This is a genomic window from Achromobacter seleniivolatilans, from assembly GCF_030864005.1.
GTDB classification, from domain to species: domain Bacteria; phylum Pseudomonadota; class Gammaproteobacteria; order Burkholderiales; family Burkholderiaceae_B; genus Achromobacter; species Achromobacter seleniivolatilans.
In genome coordinates this window covers 1,257,611-1,275,777 of sequence record NZ_CP132976.1, presented here as the reverse complement: position 1 = coordinate 1,275,777, position 18,167 = coordinate 1,257,611, and the positions used below count along the sequence as shown (strand labels likewise).

20 protein-coding genes are annotated in these 18,167 nt (G+C 62.1%); 4 read left to right on the top strand and 16 right to left on the bottom strand.

Going from position 1 to position 18,167, the window contains the following annotated elements; genetic code table 11:
• Positions 1 to 13: 13 nt before the first annotated feature.
• Together RAS12_RS05700 and surE are read right to left on the bottom strand one after the other, a co-directional pair.
• Positions 14 to 838, bottom strand: coding sequence for a protein-L-isoaspartate(D-aspartate) O-methyltransferase (locus RAS12_RS05700; protein ID WP_306945995.1), 825 nt, complete (start codon positions 836 to 838; stop codon positions 14 to 16).
• Entirely contained in the window at positions 823 to 1,581 is a 759-nt protein-coding gene (gene surE, locus RAS12_RS05695) for a 5'/3'-nucleotidase SurE (RefSeq protein WP_306945993.1), read from the bottom strand. Before surE ends, RAS12_RS05700 begins: the two co-directional genes overlap by 16 nt.
• A 190-nt stretch (positions 1,582 to 1,771) precedes the next feature.
• On the opposite strand from surE, the gene plsY reads away from it, so the two are divergent.
• The gene (gene plsY, locus RAS12_RS05690) at positions 1,772 to 2,413 is read left to right on the top strand and encodes a glycerol-3-phosphate 1-O-acyltransferase PlsY (protein ID WP_306945991.1); all 642 of its coding nucleotides are present in this window, start codon (positions 1,772 to 1,774) and stop codon (positions 2,411 to 2,413) included.
• Positions 2,414 to 2,480: 67 nt separating this feature from the next.
• Here the strand turns inward: plsY and tsaD are convergent, their stop codons facing one another.
• Positions 2,481 to 3,512, bottom strand: coding sequence for a tRNA (adenosine(37)-N6)-threonylcarbamoyltransferase complex transferase subunit TsaD (gene tsaD / locus RAS12_RS05685; protein ID WP_306945989.1), 1,032 nt, complete (start codon positions 3,510 to 3,512; stop codon positions 2,481 to 2,483).
• 111 nt (positions 3,513 to 3,623) lie between these two features.
• Between tsaD and RAS12_RS05680 the strand changes: the two genes are divergently transcribed.
• The 3 genes from RAS12_RS05680 to RAS12_RS05670 all read left to right on the top strand — a co-directional run bounded on the left by RAS12_RS05680 (position 3,624) and on the right by RAS12_RS05670 (position 6,831).
• Positions 3,624 to 4,916, top strand: coding sequence for an NCS2 family permease (locus tag RAS12_RS05680; RefSeq protein WP_306945987.1), 1,293 nt, complete (start codon positions 3,624 to 3,626; stop codon positions 4,914 to 4,916).
• A 325-nt stretch (positions 4,917 to 5,241) separates the two neighbouring features.
• The gene (locus tag RAS12_RS05675) at positions 5,242 to 6,240 is read left to right on the top strand and encodes an LLM class flavin-dependent oxidoreductase (RefSeq protein WP_306945985.1); all 999 of its coding nucleotides are present in this window, start codon (positions 5,242 to 5,244) and stop codon (positions 6,238 to 6,240) included.
• Positions 6,241 to 6,456: 216 nt separating this feature from the next.
• The gene (locus tag RAS12_RS05670; RefSeq protein WP_306945984.1) at positions 6,457 to 6,831 is read left to right on the top strand and encodes a thioredoxin family protein; all 375 of its coding nucleotides are present in this window, start codon (positions 6,457 to 6,459) and stop codon (positions 6,829 to 6,831) included.
• 30 nt (positions 6,832 to 6,861) lie between these two features.
• Here the strand turns inward: RAS12_RS05670 and RAS12_RS05665 are convergent, their stop codons facing one another.
• From RAS12_RS05665 to RAS12_RS05605, 13 genes are all read right to left on the bottom strand, one after another.
• On the bottom strand, positions 6,862 to 7,449 hold the full coding sequence (locus RAS12_RS05665) for an IMPACT family protein (RefSeq protein WP_306945983.1): 588 nt from the start codon (positions 7,447 to 7,449) through the stop codon (positions 6,862 to 6,864).
• Positions 7,450 to 7,479: 30 nt separating this feature from the next.
• Positions 7,480 to 8,286, bottom strand: coding sequence for a transporter substrate-binding domain-containing protein (locus RAS12_RS05660; RefSeq protein ID WP_306945982.1), 807 nt, complete (start codon positions 8,284 to 8,286; stop codon positions 7,480 to 7,482).
• A gap of 7 nt (positions 8,287 to 8,293) precedes the next feature.
• Positions 8,294 to 9,067, bottom strand: a complete 774-nt coding sequence (locus tag RAS12_RS05655; protein ID WP_175172654.1) for an ABC transporter permease — start codon at positions 9,065 to 9,067, stop codon at positions 8,294 to 8,296.
• A complete protein-coding gene (locus RAS12_RS05650) occupies positions 9,064 to 10,062 on the bottom strand; it encodes an ABC transporter substrate-binding protein (protein WP_306945978.1) in 999 nt (332 codons plus the stop codon). Before RAS12_RS05650 ends, RAS12_RS05655 begins: the two co-directional genes overlap by 4 nt.
• A 74-nt stretch (positions 10,063 to 10,136) precedes the next feature.
• Complete coding sequence (locus tag RAS12_RS05645) at positions 10,137 to 10,907, bottom strand: ABC transporter ATP-binding protein (protein WP_306945976.1); 771 nt, start codon at positions 10,905 to 10,907, stop codon at positions 10,137 to 10,139.
• Positions 10,908 to 11,030: 123 nt separating this feature from the next.
• Positions 11,031 to 12,257 (bottom strand): MFS transporter, encoded by a 1,227-nt coding sequence (locus RAS12_RS05640; protein ID WP_306945974.1) that lies wholly within the window; start codon positions 12,255 to 12,257, stop codon positions 11,031 to 11,033.
• 164 nt (positions 12,258 to 12,421) lie between these two features.
• Entirely contained in the window at positions 12,422 to 14,026 is a 1,605-nt protein-coding gene (locus tag RAS12_RS05635) for an ABC-F family ATPase (RefSeq protein WP_306945972.1), read from the bottom strand.
• Between the two features lie 199 nt (positions 14,027 to 14,225).
• A complete protein-coding gene (locus RAS12_RS05630; protein WP_306945970.1) occupies positions 14,226 to 15,395 on the bottom strand; it encodes an LD-carboxypeptidase in 1,170 nt (389 codons plus the stop codon).
• Complete coding sequence (tadA, locus tag RAS12_RS05625) at positions 15,392 to 15,883, bottom strand: tRNA adenosine(34) deaminase TadA (protein ID WP_306951319.1); 492 nt, start codon at positions 15,881 to 15,883, stop codon at positions 15,392 to 15,394. The genes RAS12_RS05630 and tadA overlap by 4 nt, the downstream gene beginning before the upstream one ends.
• 10 nt (positions 15,884 to 15,893) lie before the next feature.
• Positions 15,894 to 16,742, bottom strand: coding sequence for an HAD family hydrolase (locus tag RAS12_RS05620; RefSeq protein ID WP_306945968.1), 849 nt, complete (start codon positions 16,740 to 16,742; stop codon positions 15,894 to 15,896).
• 117 nt (positions 16,743 to 16,859) lie between these two features.
• Complete coding sequence (locus tag RAS12_RS05615; protein ID WP_306945966.1) at positions 16,860 to 17,354, bottom strand: hypothetical protein; 495 nt, start codon at positions 17,352 to 17,354, stop codon at positions 16,860 to 16,862.
• Positions 17,355 to 17,547: 193 nt separating this feature from the next.
• Positions 17,548 to 17,889: a monovalent cation/H(+) antiporter subunit G gene (mnhG, locus tag RAS12_RS05610; protein ID WP_306945963.1), complete on the bottom strand. Its 342-nt coding sequence runs from the start codon at positions 17,887 to 17,889 to the stop codon at positions 17,548 to 17,550.
• Entirely contained in the window at positions 17,886 to 18,167 is a 282-nt protein-coding gene (locus RAS12_RS05605; protein WP_306951317.1) for a K+/H+ antiporter subunit F, read from the bottom strand. The genes mnhG and RAS12_RS05605 overlap by 4 nt, the downstream gene beginning before the upstream one ends.

The following is an 18,167-nucleotide window of genomic DNA, read 5'->3' as shown; positions in this document are numbered from 1 at the left end:
TTCTCCTGTTTGCTCAAGATTGTATTCCGGCACGTAGCGGCACAAAGCGCACGGCCTCTAATTCAGTACGTTTCCAGCTGGCGGCACCCGTGCGTTCGATCAGCACAAGGCGCTGGTTCGTGCCCCCTTCGGGAGCGATAAGGCGTCCACCCGGCGCAAGCTGAGTAAGCAGAGCTTGCGGGATAGCCAAGCCAGCGGCAGCCACAACGATAGCATCGAACGGCGCCACGCCGGGCAGGCCCAGCGTGCCATCGCCATAGATCAAGCGGATGCGTGTGGTCAGCCGCAAGGCGCGCAGATGCTCGCGCGCCAGTTCATACAGGCCGCGGATGCGTTCAATCGAGTGGACTTCACGCACAAACTGCGCAAGGACGGCGGCTTGATATCCGCAACCCGCGCCCACTTCCAGCACGCGGGTCGGCGTGCGGTCTTCACACGCGGCGGCGATCATGCGCGCCACGACCCAAGGCTGCGAAATGGTTTGGGAGTGCCCGATGGGCAGCGCCGCGTCTTCATAGGCGCGGCTGGCCAGGGCTTCGTCGACGAACAGATGGCGCGGGACCGCAGCCATGGCGTTCAACACGCGTTCATCACTGATGCCCTGCCCGCGCAGCCGTTGCACCATTGCCTGGCGCAAACGATCGGAATTCAAGCCCAGGTTGCCGCCAGCGGCAGGCGCGGGCGCAGCCGTCTGCCGCTGCAACGTGGCTGCCGAAATGCGGGTGTTGCTGTTCGAGGCCGTGACGCCCGGGCTGAGTCTGCCCGAGTCATAGCGCACCGGACCGGGCCGGCCCGGGACCGCTTGGGACACATCCGGTTGACTTACGCGTTTACGCATAGCGGCTCCGCCCAAGTGCGGATTTCATCCAGCTGACTGTGCTGTGTGAGATCCAGGCGTAGCGGGGTCACCGACACCGTGCCCTGCTCCACCGCATGAAAATCCGTGCCAGGCGTGGCATCGGCGGCCAAACCCACGGGACCAATCCAATACACCGTATCGCCATAAGGCGTGGTGGTGCGCACCACGGGTTGCGAGGGATGGCGCTTGCCCAGACGCGTCACAGCGAAGCCATGCAGGTCTTCAAAACGGCGGTTGGGAATGTTGACGTTCAGCAGCACCGGCGCCGCCAGCGGCTGGGCCAGATGGCGTTCGACCACCAGCCGGGCGGCGCGCGCCGCGGAGTCCAGGTGTTCCCAGCCCTTCTCGGCCAACGAGAACGCGATGGCGGGGATGCCGAACAGGTAGCCTTCGCTGGCCGCGGCCACCGTGCCGGAATACAGCGTGTCGTCGCCCATGTTGGCGCCGTTGTTGATCCCGGACACCACCAGATCAGGGCGGGTGTCCATCAGACCGGTCAGCGCCACGTGGACGCAGTCCGAGGGCGTGCCGTTCACGGCAATAAAGCCGTTCGACGCCGTACGCACCGACAAGGGGCGATTCAGCGACAGGGAGTTCGAGGCGCCGCTGTGGTTGGTCTCGGGCGCAACGACGGTTATGTCGCCCAAGCCTTGCAGCGCTGCTACCAGCGCTTCGAGCCCAGGGGCCGAGTAACCATCATCGTTCGAAACCAGAATTCGCATTGTGCATCCGAAAGAAATTAAACGCGGGTGGACGTGTCGGATTGTACCGTCCACGGCCGCACCCTGTATGTCAGCCTGAATGATCCCCTGTTGATTCGGGCGCCGCTGCCACACTCGATAACCCGTAGCCGGGGCAGCCGCCGGTCGCGGTAGAATCCGCAGCCATTACGACAACAACGGATTCCCTTTCATGGCGATGACCGAGCCTTCCCTGGTGTTCACTGCTGCGCTTATCCTGCTGGCCTACCTGATCGGCTCCGTGCCATTTGCCGTAGTGGTCAGTAAAATCATGGGCTTGCAAGACCCCCGCAGCTACGGGTCCAAAAATCCTGGCGCCACGAACGTGCTGCGCACTGGCAACAAAACCGCTGCCGCGTTGACGCTGCTGGGTGACGCCGCCAAGGGATGGTTCGCGATCTGGCTGGCCGAACAACTGGCCCCCGGCATTGCCCCTGCCGCCCTGGCAGCGGTAGCCCTGGCCGCTTTTGTGGGCCATTTGTACCCGATTTTCCTGGGCTTCAAGGGCGGCAAAGGCGTGGCGACGGCGCTGGGCGTGCTGATGGCGATTCAGCCCTGGCTGGCAGTCGCAACGGCGGCAACCTGGCTCATCATTGCCGTGTTCTTCCGCTATTCCTCGCTGGCGTCGCTGGTCGCGGCCTTTTTCGCACCCGTATATTACGTGTTTGGTTCGGGGCTGGCCTGGCATGCCCAGCCGCCCATGACCGTAACGCTGGTCGTGATCGGCCTGCTGCTGTTCTATCGCCACCGCGCGAACATTACCCGGCTGATCCAGGGCACGGAAAGCCGTATTGGCAGCGGCAAAAAGAAGTAATCAATGAACGCGCCATGAACAAGGGCGGCCCCAGCGGGCCGCCCTTGTTCATTTTCCCGCAATGTTTCTAGCCGATCTCAGCCAGATCCCACCGCGGCTTGACCGTGAAGCTGTGCGCGTCGGGGTCCAGGGTCACCAAACCTGCCTTGACCCGTTCTGACGCCGCAAAGGCGATCATCGCGCCATTATCGGTGCACAACTCCAGCGGCGGAAAATAGGCTTGCGCCTTCAAGGGTTTGAGCGCGGCGGCCAGCTTGGCCCGCAACAATTGATTGGCGCCCACGCCCCCCGCCACCACCAGACGGCGCAGGCCCGTCTGTTTCAGCGCGCGGATGGATTTGGCCGCCAGCACGTCCACGATCGCCCCTTGGGTCGCGGCAGCCAGGTCGGCACGCGACTGATCAGTCAGCCCGCCTTCTTTTTCGGCCGCCTTGACCCGCGTCAGCACCGCCGTTTTCAGGCCGCTGAAGCTGAAATCCAGATCCCCGCTGTGCAGCATGGGACGCGGCAGATCAAAACGGGATGCGTCGCCTTGATCGGCCAGCTTGGCCAGCGCCGGACCGCCCGGATAACCCAGGCCCATCAGCTTGGCGGACTTGTCAAACGCTTCTCCGGCGGCATCGTCCAGCGTTTCGCCCAATAGCTCGTAGCGGCCCACGCCGTCCACGCGCATCAGCTGCGTATGGCCGCCAGACACCAGCAGCGCCACAAAGGGGAAGTCGGGCCGAGGGTCCGCCAGCATCGGCGACAGCAGATGGCCTTCCAGGTGGTGGATGCCAATGGCCGGTAGATGGCGCGACCACGCAAACGACTGCGCCACGCTGGCGCCAACCAGCAAAGCGCCGGCCAGACCGGGCCCGGCGGTATACGCCACGGCGCCGATATCGGACATTTGCAGGCCCGCTTCTTCCAGCACTTGGCGCGTCAACGGCACCACTCGGCGGATATGGTCGCGCGAGGCGAGTTCCGGCACCACGCCCCCGTATTCCTGGTGCATGGCGATCTGGGTATGCAGCGCGTGCGCAAGCAGACCTCGTTCGGTACAGACGGCTGCGACACCGGTTTCGTCGCAGGAGCTTTCAAAGCCTAGGATAATCATGGCGGCAGAGTTTACAACTGATGCGAAAATACGCCTGTTTCTGAACATGCAGAAGGCCTTCCGGCCCCTGCCTATAACAACCCGCAACCTGCAAAAACACTGGGGACTGGAATGCTGGAGAAGCTATTCAAGCTGCGTGAACACGGCACGACCGCGCGCACGGAGATCGTGGCGGGGCTGACGACCTTTTTGACGATGTCATACATCATCTTCGTCAACCCGGACATCCTGTCATCGACGGGCATGGACCGCAACGCCGTATTCGTCGCCACCTGCCTGGCCGCAGCCCTGGGTTCGCTGGTGATGGCGCTGATCGCCAACTGGCCGATCGGGATGGCGCCCGGCATGGGCCTGAACGCTTTCTTTGCCTTCACCGTGGTCAAGACCATGGGCTATACCTGGGAACAGGCGCTGGGCGCCGTGTTCATCTCGGGCATTATCTTTCTATTCCTGACGATATCGGGCATACGGGTCTGGCTGGTCAAGGGCATTCCGCATTCGCTGCGCAGCGCCATTGCCGCAGGCATCGGGTTGTTTCTTGCCATTATCGCGCTATCCAGCGCGCAAATCGTGGTGGCGCACCCCGCCACCAAGGTTTCGCTTGGCGATCTGACCGGCCACGCGCCTTTGTTCGCCATTCTGGGTTTCTTCATCATTGCCTCGCTGGACGCGCTGCGTGTGCGCGGCGCCATCCTGATCGGCATCCTGGTGGTCACGGTGCTGTCCATGGCCTTGGGCTACAACGAGTTCAAGGGCATCTTCGCGCCCCCGCCCAGCCTGGCGCCCACCTTTTTCAAGATGGACATCCTGGGCGCCCTGCATAGCGGCTTTGTGCACGTGATCCTGGTGTTCGTGCTGGTCGAGGTCTTTGATGCCACGGGCACCCTGGTGGGCGTTGCCAAGCGCGCGGGCCTGATGCCGGAGAACCGTCCGAACCGCCTGGGCCGCGCCCTGTTTGCCGACAGTACGGCGATTGTTGCGGGATCGGCGCTGGGCACCAGCAGCACCACCGCCTATGTCGAAAGCGCCTCGGGCGTGCAAGCAGGCGGCCGGACTGGCATGACTGCGCTGGTCGTGGGCCTGCTGTTCTTGGCCGCGCTGTTCATTTCGCCCTTGGCTGGCGCTGTGCCGGCCTACGCCACCGCGCCCGCCCTGCTCTACGTGGCTGGCCTGATGATGCGCGAACTGATCGACATCGATTGGAACGAAGTCACCGAAGCCACCCCGGCCGCGTTGACCGCGCTTGTCATGCCCTTCACATATTCGATCGCCAACGGTATTGCGTTTGGCTTCATCAGCTACGTGGTGCTGAAGACGGCTACCGGCAAGGTCCGCGATGTGCATCCGGCAACGTGGCTGGTGGCGGTATTGTTTGTGATCCGCTACGCATTCTTCCCTGGGTAGAGACCGTAAATCTTGTCCAGCGCCAAGCCGCCCGGCCCATCGCCGTGGCGGCTTTTTTACTGCCCGCTCAACGCTCGAACCAGACATTCTTTAAGCGACGGCGGGTGGCGCAAGGCACCGCCATTGGCCCTTCCAATCACGCGCATAGCCCAAGCCAATACAACCCGCCCGGCCATAAGGTTGCTGCCTTTGCCGCTTGATTTCGCCGATACACTCCCCATGTATCACGGTATATGGAGTACACCTTGCGCCTTACCCGCTTTGTCCCCGCGCTGCCGGCCTGTGCCGCCCCCCCCATAGAACAATCCCTCCTGGAGCGACTGGCATGAGCCGTCTGGCAAGCATTCCCTTTTCCGTTCTGGACCTGGCCCCCATTGTGCAGGGACGCGACGCGGCCGACGCCTTCCGCAATACGGTGGCGGTAGCCCAGCATGTCGAACGCTTGGGCTACAACCGTTTCTGGCTGGCCGAGCACCACAACATCAATGGCATCGCCAGCAGCGCGACCGCCGTGCTGATTGGCCATGTGGCCTCGCACACGAAGACGCTGCGCGTGGGTTCTGGCGGCATCATGCTGCCCAATCACGCCCCCCTGATCATTGCCGAGCAGTTTGGCACCCTGGAAACGCTGTATCCGGGCCGGATCGACCTAGGCCTGGGCCGCGCGCCCGGTAGCGATGGAGCCACCCAGCATGCATTGCGCCGCGGCCCCCGCAGCGGCCTGGAATTCCCCGCCCTGGTCGAAGAATTGCGCGGTTTTCTGGCGCCCTCGCGGCCAGGTCAACCCGTGCGTGCGATCCCCGGCGAAGGCTTGAACGTTCCAATCTGGTTGTTGGGGTCCAGCGATTTCAGCGCCCGTTTGGCTGCCGAGCTTGGGCTGCCGTTCTCGTTCGCGGGTCATTTCTCGCCCGAGGGCATGGCGGCAATGCGTCTGTACAAGCACTTGTTCAAGCCTTCGGCCACGTTGGCCCGCCCCTACTCCATGATCGGCGTACCCGTTATTGCCGCCGAAACCGACGAAGCCGCGCGCCGTCAAGCGACCACCCAGCAGTTGAAATTCCTGTCGCTGGTCCGAGGCAACCGGCTGCAATTGCAGCCTCCTGTCGACAGCATGGACGGTTTGTGGAACGAATGGGAGCAAGAAGCTGTCCATCAAAGATTGGGCGCCGCCATTGTGGGCGGCCCCGATACGGTCAAACGCCGCCTGGAGGCCCTGGTGGCCGAGACCGAGGCCGACGAAGTCATGATCGTGTCTGACTTTTTTGATCTGGCGGACCGCCTGCGCTCTTTCGAAATCGTGGCCTCGCTAAAGAACGACGGCTGATTCTCTATAAAAACCGCGGTCCAAGCACCGCTGACTGCGCTCTTCCAAGCGCCAACCATTGCGACGCGACCATTGCCCGCTCTACTATGGACTTATCAGTTCCTACGTTCTAAGCATCCGGCAATCAAAGCGTCGCCCATTCAGGTCCGGGGCAGGAACACCCCAGGTCTCTGACACCGCCTTTTTTTGTGCCGCCACACGCGGCAAGGATCCAAAATGAGTATTGTTGAACTCACCAAAGACAGCTTCCAGGACGCTATCACCCCTGACGGCACCTTGATCGTCGACTTCTGGGCTCCCTGGTGCGGCCCGTGTCGCGGCTTTGCGCCCGTCTTTGAACAGGCCGCAGCCGAACACGCCGACGTCACGTTTGCCAAAGTGAACACGGATGTCGAACAGGAACTGGCCGGCGCCCTGGGCATCCGCTCGATTCCCACGCTTATGGTCTTCCGTGAGAAGGTTCTGCTGTTCTCGCAACCCGGCGCCTTGTCGGGCGGGCAGTTGAACGAGTTGCTTGCGAAGATCAAGGAAGTGGACATGGAAAAGGTCCACCAGGAAATCGCAGCGGCGCAAGACAGCCAAAGCGCATAAACCATCAAGGGGCCCATCGGGCCCCTTGCTTTATGACACCAGCTCCCAAGCGGAGCGCCCGCGCGTAATGTTCGCCACAGTGACCTCAAGGTCACTCACCGCGGTGCGCGGCACCACGAAGCACAGCGTCACGCCATCTGCATTGAATTCTTCTTGTTGAATCGTGGCGCCCGCCTGCGCCAGGCGTGACTTCAACAGCGCCAATTCCGCAAAACCGCAGGCGCACGTGACAGTGGCCAAATCGACAATCTCGGTCCTTTCGGCAAGGCGCAAACAATTGGCTGCGCAGCCCCCGTACGCACGCACCAGTCCGCCTGCGCCAAGTTTGATGCCGCCATACCAGCGCACCACCAGCACCGCCACGCGGTCCATGTCCTGCCCTTCTATGGCCTGCAAGATGGGCCGGCCCGCTGTGCCGCCGGGTTCGCCGTCGTCATTGAAGCGATATTCCTGGCCGATGCGGTAGGCCCAGCAGTTGTGGGTGGCTTCTGGCTCGTTGTGGCCAGCAAAAAAGCGCATGGCTTCGTCCACGGTCGCAACCGGGGCTGCGTGCGCGATAAAGCGGCTTTTCTTGATGTCTTCCTGGTACGAGCAAGGAGCGGTCAACGTATGCGTCATGCCCGGCATTGTAAGTGCTGGCCCAGCGCGTCAGCCGTGGCAGTCTGGCACTTCTTGATCCAGGTAAACGTCAAACGCCACGTCGCGCGCCCATTTTGCCGTCATCGTCTTCCAGGCATCGGAGCGGTTCCAAGCCTTCATTTGGTCTGCCACCCAAGTCCGGCCAGCTGCGTCGCTTGCAGGCAGCAGCCAAACGCGCTCTCGACGAACGCCATCGGCAGCCAAGGTGGAAGAGAACTTTTTCCATTCAGGAAAGCGGACCAGAGGCTCCCACACCGCATCGTCCACCAGACCGATATCGCAGGTGCCTTCGCGGACCGCGACCAGCGCGTCGGAGGGCACGCGATAGGTGCGCACCACCGCGCCCCAGCTTTCAGCCAGAGCCTTGGATGCCGTAGCCGCCTCGGCCATGCAAACCGTATGCCCGCGCGCATCGCCCGGCTTGCGCAGGCGGGTATCGCTACGGATCAAAGCCTTGGGGCGTGCGCCATAACCCGTCGGCAACTCCGCCACGGATTGAGGCTGACTGCCATCGCGATCAGCCAGCACCACATCAACCTGGCCTGCCGCCAACGCCGCACCAGCTTGGTCCGGCGTTACTTGCTGCAAGCGAACAGGCAAACCCAGACTTGACCCAAGCTTTTCCGCCATGTTGGCGTCCAGCCCGTCGGGAGTGCGGATCTTGGCGCCTGCCGCTGGCGGAGGCGCCAGATAGGGCACGCCCACGACCAGCTCGCCGCGCGCCCGCGCGGCAGCAAAGGCGTCAGGCTGCGCTTGCACGCTACTTGCGCTAACCAATGCAGCGATGACGGCAAACAGGCGGACGCGGCGCATCATGGCGGGCCTAAACGTATTGATACCGCAGCAGGCGGTGTTTCAGGTTTTCAAGCACAAACTGGTCGATCAGCGCAGCCAGCACGGCGATGACGAGGATGTTGGTCATGACGCCGGTCATGTCGGCAATCTCGCCCGAATAAGCCAGCGAACGGCCCAGGCCCTTGCCAAAGCCAATCAGCATTTCGGCCGAGATCAGCGCACGCCAGGCGTTGCCAAACGCGAGCTGCGCGCCCGTGATCAGCTCCGGCATGACGGCCGGCAGGTACACGCGTTTGACCAGCCCCCAGCGCGTGGCGCCCATCACGCGCGCGGCAGAGACATGCACGCGCTGGACCGATTCCGTTGCGTTCATCACGCTGAGTGCGGCAGGGAAAAATGCCGACAACGCCACCACCACAATGATCGGCGTATTGCCAAAACCCATCACGATCAGGAACAGCGGCACCCAGGCAATCGACGGAATCGATTGCAGAATGACGATGGCGCTGCGCAGGACTTCACGGAAGAAGAACAGCACCGCTGCCACCAGCCCGAAACCGATACCCGCCGTCAATGCCAGCCCGTAGCCCGCCCCCAGACGGCCCAGCGTGCCCAACAGGCTTTGATGGAACGACTGCTTGCCCAAGTCCTCGAACAAGCGTTCGACCACGGCAGGCACGCCCGGCATCAGAAAGTCAGGCAAGGCAAACGCCGCCAACTGCCACAACGCAAGAATGAACAGGACGCCCAAAACGCCCGCAAGATGCTTGCGGGCGCCGGTCACTCGGGTAGACGAGCTCAAAGTTTGCGCGCCTCTTGCCAGGACAGATCGACAATGCTGGACACGTCGTAAGGCTTGCCATCACGTGTTTTCAGCGATCCTTGCGCTTGCAGAATGTCTGCAATTTCCTGCATGCGGGCCGTGTCCTTGGCCGTCAGCTTGGGCGTGAACACCTGCGTACTGATGGCTTCAGTAATCACGGTTTCGCGCGGCAGTTCGCCACGGTTCAGCGTCTTGAGCGTGGGCTCTGCGATGAAATAGGACGCGATCAGCTTGGAAGCCTGCGCGGGTTCTTTCTGCAACAGCGTGATGGCCTGGTTCTGGGCGTCCAGCGCCTTCCAGACGTCATCCTTGCGCTTGGCCAGCGTTTCGCCGGAGGTAATCACGACCATGCAAGGGAACGGCCAAGCCTGACCCACTTCGTAGATCTGTTTGACGGGCGCAACCAGTTGCGCGATGCGGTCATAGGGCTCAAACAGGAAAGCGGCGTCGACCCGCTTGCCCACCAGCGACTGCACCGCAACGGCCGGGCTCACGCCCATGACGTTCACGTCATCGGGACCCAGGTTGCCCTGCTTGAGCACCACGCCCTTCAACACGACGTCGGCGGTGCTGCCTTCGGCTTGCGAAGCCAGCGTCTTGCCCTTCAGGCCGGCGATATCCTTGATGCCCGAATCGTCACGCACGATCAGCGAGTGGTAGCCCTGCTGGGCTCCGCCTACCACCTTCAAATCTGCACCCTTGGACGCCCAGGCCACCGCGTTGGTGAAGCCCAGCACGCCAATGTCCAACTGGCCGCCCACAATGGCCTTGATCAAGTCGGTGCCCGACTTGAATTCGATCAGCTCGGTGTCCAGCCCTGCCTTCTTGTAGTAGCCGCCCTCATGAGCCACGATCGCTTGCGCATCGTCCATCACGCGCAGATAACCGACGCGGAATTTTTCAGCGGCCATCACGGGGGCCGCTGCCAGCAGCGCCGCGGCCAGCGGCAGGGACAACCATTTCTTCAAGTTCATCAGAAGAGCTCCAGGGAATTCAGGTTGGCGCATTGCGCCGCTTAAGATGGAAATCAGGATTCAGGCAGCCGGATTCACGCAGCAAGGGCCAGATCGGCGTGCGCGTTCGAACCGTCTACCGCAATGCCCAGCAGACGCAGGATCTCGCGCTTTTCAGCGGCCAGATCCGACAAATCGTGGGTTTTCACGCGGTGAGCCAGATTGAATTCGCGCAGCACGCGCGCCGGGCGCGGGCTGAAGACGACGATGCGGTCGGCCAGGAACAGGGCCTCGTCCACATCGTGCGTCACGAGCAGCACGGTGGGCTTTTCCTGCGCGATAAGTTGGCGCAGCACATCTTGCAGGCTCAGACGCGTCAAGGCGTCCAGCGCGCCAAAGGGCTCGTCCATCAGCATCGTCTTGGGCTGCGCGATAAAGGCGCGCGCCAACGCGGCGCGTTGCCGCATGCCGCCGGACACCTGATGAGGGTAATAGTGTTCAAAACCCGCCAGACTGACGCGTGCCAGCCATTCACGGGCGGCAGCGCGGGCGCGTTTTTTCGGGGTGTTTTGGAATTCCAGCGCCAACGCCACATTGTCTTCGATGGTCAGCCAGGGATACAGCGCGTGTTCCTGGAAAACCAGCGTGCGGCTGGGGTGCGGACCGGCGATGGCTTGGCCATCAGCCAGCACCTTGCCTTGCGTGGGCGATTCCAGCCCTGCGGCCAAATGCAGCAAGGTGGATTTGCCGCAGCCAGACGGACCGACCAGAGCGACCAGTTCACCGGTCTTGATTTCGCTGGTAAAGCCATCCACAACGGGCAAATCGCCGAAGTGTTTGTGGACGTGATCGAAGGTCAGGTTCATGGAACGAATCGTGGCGCGCGTGGGAACGAGCCCTAATCTAACAATTCGTTATATGAATCCAAACAATCAATATTGAATGTCTTTAGTTGGTTTAGTAATAACAACCGCCCTTCCCGGCTTGCCTTAAGCCGCCGCCTTCAAGGCCCGTTCGTGGTTGGCATGCCGCTGCAATCCATACGCAATCGTGAAACCCGCCAACACCGCCACCCCCGCCGACAAGAAGATTGACGGATAACCGTAGCCGCTCGAGATATACCCCGCGATTGGCCCCGTCACGCCCAGGGCGAGATCCAGAAACGCCGAATAGGCCCCCAGCGCAGCTCCTCGGCTGCCTGCGGGCACCCGGGCCACCGCCTCAACCCCAATCGCCGGAAAGACGAGCGCAAAACCGCAACCCGTCAACGCGGCGCCGAGCAACGCGGCGGTGGGATTAGGCGCCAGCCACAGCAGTACCAAGCCCGCAGCTTCGACCAGGAAAGACACCTGCGCCACCCGGAAACCGCCAAAGCGAGTGATAGTGCCCGCAAACAACAAGCGCACGCCGATAAACGCGCAGCCGAATGCACTTAGCGCATGGGCCGCGCCGTCCCACGAAAAACTGGCGTAATACAGCGCCACAAAGGCGGCCAGCGTGCCGAAACCGACCGAGCCCAGCCCCAGAGCCATGCCGTGCGGGAAAACGCGCAGCACCACGCTCTTGAATGCCATGCGGTGCCCGCCGACGATGGCAACTGCTGCCCGTGAAATCGCCAGGCCCAGGCCGATCAGGCCAAGCAGCAGCACCGCGCCGCCGAGTGCGCCCATGCTCCATTCGGTTTCCAGATAGACGCCAAGGGGCGCACCCAATGCCAGACCGCCATAGGTACAGATGCCGTTCCACGAAATCACACGGGCGGTGTGCAAGGGGCCTACACGGGCAATGGCCCAGGTGGCCGACCCCGTGCCGACCCAGCTTTCGCCGAACCCCAGCGCAAGCCGGCTGATGATGATCGCCGTCAGGCTCAGCCAGCCGCTGCGCTCAAACGCGTAGGCCAATAGCAGAAAAACGCCGCTGGCCGCGCAAGCCGCCATGCCGATCACCACCGTCTGTTTCGGCCCCACGGTGTCCGCCATGCGGCCCGCGTGCGAGCGGCTTAACAAGGTTGCCACGTATTGCACACTGATTGCCAGGCCCGCCAGGACAGAGCCATAACCCAGCTTGTCGTGGACATAACCGGGCAATACGGCCAGCGGCAGCCCGATGGCCAAATAGCAGATGAACGTAAAGAAGGCGATGGAAACGATGCGGGACGTCAGCGTGAACGTGCCGATCTGCGCGCCGTCAGGCGCGGTATGCAGTGTGGGGGACATGGAAGACGGGGCAGTTGCCTGACCAGAAAAGGCCAGGGTTTACCCGATGATAGCGTAGGCAGTTTGCAGCTGGCTGAATGGCGACGCTGGAAACCGATGCGCCTTGGGCCCAACACGGCCAGAAACAACACGGCGCACCCTGGGGTGCGCCGTGTTTATCAGCATCAGGCTTCGATGCCGCGCGATTCCAGATAGTCTTCGTAGCCGCCGCGATAGTCGATGATCTCGCCCGTAGGCAGAATTTCAATCACGCGGGTCGCCAGACCGGAAACGAATTCGCGGTCATGCGACACAAAAACGAGCGTGCCTTCGTACTTTTCCAACGCGAACTGGAGCGATTCGATCGATTCCATATCCAAGTGGTTGGTCGGCTCGTCCAGCAGCATGACATTATGCCGGCCCAGCATCAGGCGGCCGAAGGTCATGCGGTTCTTTTCTCCACCCGACAGCACCTTGGGCGCCTTGGGCAGATCGTCTGCCGAAAACAGCAGGCGGCCCAGAACCGAACGGATGGATTGGTCATCGTCGCCTTGCTGGCGATGGTCGCCCATCCAGTCCAGCAGGTTGATGTCGGTTTGCAGGAATTGGTCGGACACGTCCTGAGCCATGTAGCCCAGGTCAGCGTTTTCAGACCATTTAACCGAGCCCGAATCCGGTTGCAGCTCCGTGGCCAGCAAGCGCAGCAAGGTGGTCTTACCCACGCCGTTCGCGCCGATGATGGCGATCTTTTCGCCGGCATCAACCATGGCCGAGAACTTGGTGATCACGGGTGCGTCGTAAGCCTTGGTCAGGTTTTCGACAGTGACCGCCAGACGGTGCATGACCTTGTTTTGTTCAAAGCGGATGTACGGGTTCTGGCGCGAAGACGGCTTGACGACAACCTGGTCGGCCTTGATCCGGTCGATTTGCTTTAAGCGCGACGTGGCTTGGCGTGACTTGGACTTGTTGGCGGCAAAGCGGCGCACGAAGTCCTGCAATTCGGCCACGCGTTCCTTGGCCTTGGCGTTGTTCGACACCAGGCGCTCGCGGGCCTGAGTGGAAGCCAGCATGTAGTCGTCGTAATTGCCGGCGTAGATGCGGATTTCACCGTAGTCCACGTCGGCCATGTGCGTGCACACCTGATTCAGGAAGTGGCGATCGTGGCTGATGATGATCATCGTGCTCTGGTAGCCGTTCAGCACGTTTTCCAACCAGCGGATGGTGTTGATATCCAGGTTGTTGGTCGGCTCGTCCAGCAGCAGGACGTCAGGGTTTGAGAACAGCGCTTGCGCCAGCAGCACTCGCAGCTTCCAGCCCGGCGCGACTTCACGCATCGGCAGGTTGTGCAGGTCTACGGCTATTTCCAGGCCCAGCAGCAGCTCGCCGGCACGCGCTTCGGCCGTGTAGCCGTCGTATTCGGCAAACTTGGCTTCCAGTTCGGCGGCGCGCATGTAGTCGTCTTCCGTCGCTTCCGGATTCGCGTAGATGGCGTCGCGTTCGGACATGGCGGCCCACATCTCGGTGTGGCCCATCATCACAACATCCAGCACGCGCAGGTCTTCAAACGCGAATTGGTCTTGGCGCAGCTTGCCCAGGCGCACGCCCGGATCTAGCGAGACGTTGCCGCCCGACGATTCGAGGTCGCCGCCAATGATCTTCATGAACGTAGACTTACCGGACCCATTGGCCCCGATCAGCCCGTACCGGTTGCCTTCCCCGAACTTGACGCTGACATTCTCGAAAAGGGGCTTGGGACCGAACTGGATGGTGAGATTGGCTGTGGATATCACGGTGGTTTTACGATTGAAGGCGTCTGAAGACGCGTGCGGAGAAACCCGGTAGTGTACCAAATGGGGGCTACGGCCCCTATTTCAACTCAGGCCACGCAGACAACACCACGCGGACGAACGGGGCGGGTTCAAATGAAAACGCCCTCGAACACGGACCGGGTCTGTCTTCGAGAGCGTATTGCGCCGATTGGCGCAGGATTTAGTGGTGGTGTTCGTCCAGCACCAGATGCGCCAAACCCTTCTCGGTAGCGATGCCCACCTTCTGCCCGATCGGCAAGGTGGCTTTCGTGGCCACATGACCATACGGCAGGCCGGTGATCACCGGCACCTTCACATGCTTGCGCAGCCACGCCACGACTGCCGGCAGATCATAGCCCTTGTCGTGCGGGGCCAGCTTGTAGTCCGAGAACCTGCCCAGCACGATGGCCTTCTGCTTGGCCAGGATACCGGCCTGCCACAGTTGGATCAGCATGCGTTCAATGCTGTACGGATGTTCGGCCACATCTTCCAGGAACAGGATGCCGCCGCGGATCTTCGGCATATAGGGCGTGCCGATAAGGGACGTCACCATCGCCAGATTGCCGCCCCACAGGATGCCGCGCGCGTCGACGGCGTCGGCGTCCTGCGTTTCAAAACTGAGAATTTCCAGTTCCCCGCGCATGACTTCGCCAAACAGCGCTTCGGTCAGGTCATCGACCTTCTTGCCGCCAAAGTCGGCGACAGCGGTGGCGCCGGTGTAGCTGACTGCGCCGGTCTGGGCCAGCAAGGCCAGGTTGAAGGCGGTGAAGTCGCTCATGCCGACAAAGCGCTTGCCGCTATCGGCCATGGCCTTCCAATCGATCTGGTGCAACAAACGGCCCATACCGTAGCCGCCACGCGTGACCATCACGATGGGCAGCTTTTGCTTCGCCGCGCGTTCAAGGCTGGCCAGACGCTGCGCATCCGTGCCGGCAAAGCGCTGGTGTTCCGCGTAGGCAGTGCGGTCCAACGCCATCTTGAAGCCCTGCTTTTCCAGGCGTTCACGGGCCAGTTCGACGGTTGCCGGATCACGCACCGCCGAAGACGGCGAGATCAGATAGATGCCTCGGGCGTCCGGCACCACATGGCTGTGTCCGGCTGCGTGGTCATGGCCGCAATCATCGGTGCATTCGTGGGCGTCGTGATCGTGATCATGAAGGATTGCGGCTTTGGCGCGACCCGACTTTGCATCCGCTTTCGCAACAGGTTTCACAGCCGATCGGGCAGCGGGTTTGGCAGCGGGTTTGGCAGCCGATCGGGCGGCGGCTTTCACAGCCGGTTTCACAGCCGGTTTAGCCGCCGTTTTAGCGGCAGTTCTGGAGGCTGCCTTGGCGGGCTTGGGGGTGCTCATGCTATGGATTCCTTGGCGCGGCGCTCTCGGAAGAACCGGCGCAGCAGGTCGCCGCAAGGTTCCGCCAGCACGCCGCCGGTGACTGAAGTGTGATGATTGAGTTTTGGGATCGAGCCGACATCCAGCACGCTGCCACAGGCGCCCGTTTTCGGGTCGTAAGCGCCAAATACCACGCGGGCCAGCCTGGCGTGCAGCATCGCACCGATGCACATGACACAGGGTTCCAGCGTGACATAGACCGTGATGCCCGGCAGACGGTAGTTTTCCAGGTGGCGGGCGGCATTGCGCAGGGCCACGATTTCGGCGTGAGCGGTCGGGTCGTGGTCGATGATGGTGCGGTTGTAGCCGCGCCCCAGGATCTCGCCCTGGGCGGACACGACCAGCGCGCCGACTGGCACTTCGCCAATGTCATAGGCGCCCTGGGCTTCTTCCAGGGCCAGTCGGATATAGCGGGCGTCTTCTTCGGTCCAGGGCTGAACCGGCGCCAGCGCGCCAGCCTCAACCACGATACACCCGGGACTTCAGTGCGATACGGCCAGCCAGGCTGATCACGGCCTCTTCCAGCCATTGATAGAGTTCGGCCTGTTCGTCGTAGCGGGCCTGATTCAGATTGGACACGCGGCCTTCTTCGATAAAGCCCCACGCCCGGCTGCGCTTGTCGCGATGTTTGGGGTCCCAGACGCCAAAGGCATAACCGCCCGCGCGCCGGATGAGCGAAAAGCACGGAATGTCGGTGTAGCCATCGCCCACAAACACCATTTGGTCGAACGGTACGCGCAAACGGTCTTCAGGCACCTTGCGGTTGACCTCAAAGGGCTTGTTGCGGAAGTCGCGGCCGATGATGCCTTTCTGGATGTGGAACAGGTAGCGCGTTTTATCCGTGAAGCTGACGATGCGGCGGGGAAAGGTGATGCCGCCGTCTTCGCCGTACACAAATTCCGACGCCCAGATTTCCGTGAATTCATGCGCGATGGGCGTGGACCGCACCACGTCGCCGATGCCGCTGGAGATCAAATAAAACTCCAGCTGCACTTGCGGTTGCTCTGCGCGCACGGCAGCGCGAAGCCGTTGGAATAGCGTAGGCACGCCAGCGTGCAGTTCCAGACGCGCGCCCCACTCTTTCAAGCGTTGCTGCGTAATCAGGCCATTCGTGCCCGACTGAGACAACTGGATCATTTGGTACAGATACGCGGGCACCGGGTCCCAGTCCTGCTGGGACAGCAGCGGGTCGACCTGGTCTTTCCAGAAAGCTGCGGTGTCCACGCCGATGCTGTCCAGGAAACCGGACGTGCTGTCCGAAGCCAGCGTGTCGTCGAAATCGAAAATCAGGGCGATGACGTCGGACATGAGATGCGTGAGTAAGGGCGGATTGATGGCGACAGCCGCCATTTTGCCTGATTGTGGCGGCGGCCGCGCCCCGGACGCGCGGAAAACCGCGCTTCCGGCCGCTCTACTGCGCTGCGATTATTGGCGCAGGGGCATCGGTGTGGCGCCCGCGCCCGGAGCGGGAGCCATCCCCGGGGCCATCCCGGGAGCCGGAGCCGCTGGCGGCACCGTGCCTGCGGGCACCTGAATCACGGTTTCGCGAAGCACCCCGCCACCTTCCACGCTGCCGCGCACATTGGAAGGTGAACTCATTTGGGTCAGGCAGTCCTGGCGTGATGCGCCAGGCAGGCGATTGCAACGGTCAACCATGTTTTGCTGATGCTGATCCGTGCTGCCTTCCTTCAGATTCTGACGATTGGCTTCATCGCGCGCCGCGCCCGCTTCACGCAAGCAGGTTGCGCTGTCCTGATTCGTGTTGCCGCTTTTGCACTTGGCGACGTCCTGCTCGTATTGGGACTGGATGGCAGCGCGGCCGATCGCATCTGCCGCGTGGACCGCTCCGGCGGCCAACATCAAGCCTGCCGCGCAAAGGGATGCCGCAAGGCGTTTGGTATGCATGGGACGTACGTTCATGGCCAGCTCCTTAAAGAATTGAACCGAAAGCAGCGGCTAGACCGGGCCTGCATCTAACCGCTGGCATGAACCCACTATCCCACGATGCGGCGTCGGGGACATGTCCAGCAACATGAATTCGTAAGGTTACGTTTCACGTGCCGCACCGCGATATCTGGGGACACGTCCCTTTCACTCGTTTCTTGTTACCGTACTAACGCGCATCCAGGTCCGCATCGGCCTTCGTCAAACGGTTGCGGTACGTTGCGGCGCGCATCAACAGCATGGCCGTCACGGGTGAGGACACGACCAGCAGCAACGTGATGATCACCTCGTGAAAGACGGGCCGCGCCGACAGTGCCGAGAACACCAGGATGGAGGCTGCCAGCACGCAGCCGCAGCCCATGGTGTTGCCAAGCGTGGGCGCGTGAATGCGCGCATAAAAAGACCGGAAACGCAGCAGCCCGGCCGAGCCGACGACAGCCAGCAAGCCGCCCAGCACCAGCAGAATGCTGGCCGGAATACCTGCCCACAGGGGAATTTCAGCGGTGATCATGGCTCGATTACCTCGCCGCGCAACAGGAAACGGGCCATCGCAGTGGACCCGACAAAGCCGAACAGGGCGATCAGCAAAGCGATATCGAAATACAGCGACGAGCCGGTGCGGATGCCGAAAACCAGCATGGTCAGCATGCCGTTGATATACAGCGTGTCCAGGGCCAGTACGCGATCTTGTGCGGTCGGGCCCCGCAGCAGGCGGACGGTGGCAAACACCATCCCCAGCGCAAAGCACACCAAGGCAAAGGACGCCGCCCAATACAGTACGGTGTTCAT

Coding starts and splice junctions, on each gene's coding strand:
- RAS12_RS05700 (WP_306945995.1), bottom strand. CDS start 838: ATGCGTAAACGCGTAAGTCAACCGGATGTGTCCCAAGCGGTCCCGGGC.
- surE (WP_306945993.1), bottom strand. CDS start 1,581: ATGCGAATTCTGGTTTCGAACGATGATGGTTACTCGGCCCCTGGGCTC.
- plsY (WP_306945991.1), top strand. CDS start 1,772: ATGGCGATGACCGAGCCTTCCCTGGTGTTCACTGCTGCGCTTATCCTG.
- tsaD (WP_306945989.1), bottom strand. CDS start 3,512: ATGATTATCCTAGGCTTTGAAAGCTCCTGCGACGAAACCGGTGTCGCA.
- RAS12_RS05680 (WP_306945987.1), top strand. CDS start 3,624: ATGCTGGAGAAGCTATTCAAGCTGCGTGAACACGGCACGACCGCGCGC.
- RAS12_RS05675 (WP_306945985.1), top strand. CDS start 5,242: ATGAGCCGTCTGGCAAGCATTCCCTTTTCCGTTCTGGACCTGGCCCCC.
- RAS12_RS05670 (WP_306945984.1), top strand. CDS start 6,457: ATGAGTATTGTTGAACTCACCAAAGACAGCTTCCAGGACGCTATCACC.
- RAS12_RS05665 (WP_306945983.1), bottom strand. CDS start 7,449: ATGACGCATACGTTGACCGCTCCTTGCTCGTACCAGGAAGACATCAAG.
- RAS12_RS05660 (WP_306945982.1), bottom strand. CDS start 8,286: ATGATGCGCCGCGTCCGCCTGTTTGCCGTCATCGCTGCATTGGTTAGC.
- RAS12_RS05650 (WP_306945978.1), bottom strand. CDS start 10,062: ATGAACTTGAAGAAATGGTTGTCCCTGCCGCTGGCCGCGGCGCTGCTG.
- RAS12_RS05645 (WP_306945976.1), bottom strand. CDS start 10,907: ATGAACCTGACCTTCGATCACGTCCACAAACACTTCGGCGATTTGCCC.
- RAS12_RS05640 (WP_306945974.1), bottom strand. CDS start 12,257: ATGTCCCCCACACTGCATACCGCGCCTGACGGCGCGCAGATCGGCACG.
- RAS12_RS05630 (WP_306945970.1), bottom strand. CDS start 15,395: ATGAGCACCCCCAAGCCCGCCAAGGCAGCCTCCAGAACTGCCGCTAAA.
- RAS12_RS05620 (WP_306945968.1), bottom strand. CDS start 16,742: ATGTCCGACGTCATCGCCCTGATTTTCGATTTCGACGACACGCTGGCT.
- RAS12_RS05615 (WP_306945966.1), bottom strand. CDS start 17,354: ATGAACGTACGTCCCATGCATACCAAACGCCTTGCGGCATCCCTTTGC.
- mnhG (WP_306945963.1), bottom strand. CDS start 17,889: ATGATCACCGCTGAAATTCCCCTGTGGGCAGGTATTCCGGCCAGCATT.
- RAS12_RS05605 (WP_306951317.1), bottom strand. CDS start 18,167: ATGAACACCGTACTGTATTGGGCGGCGTCCTTTGCCTTGGTGTGCTTT.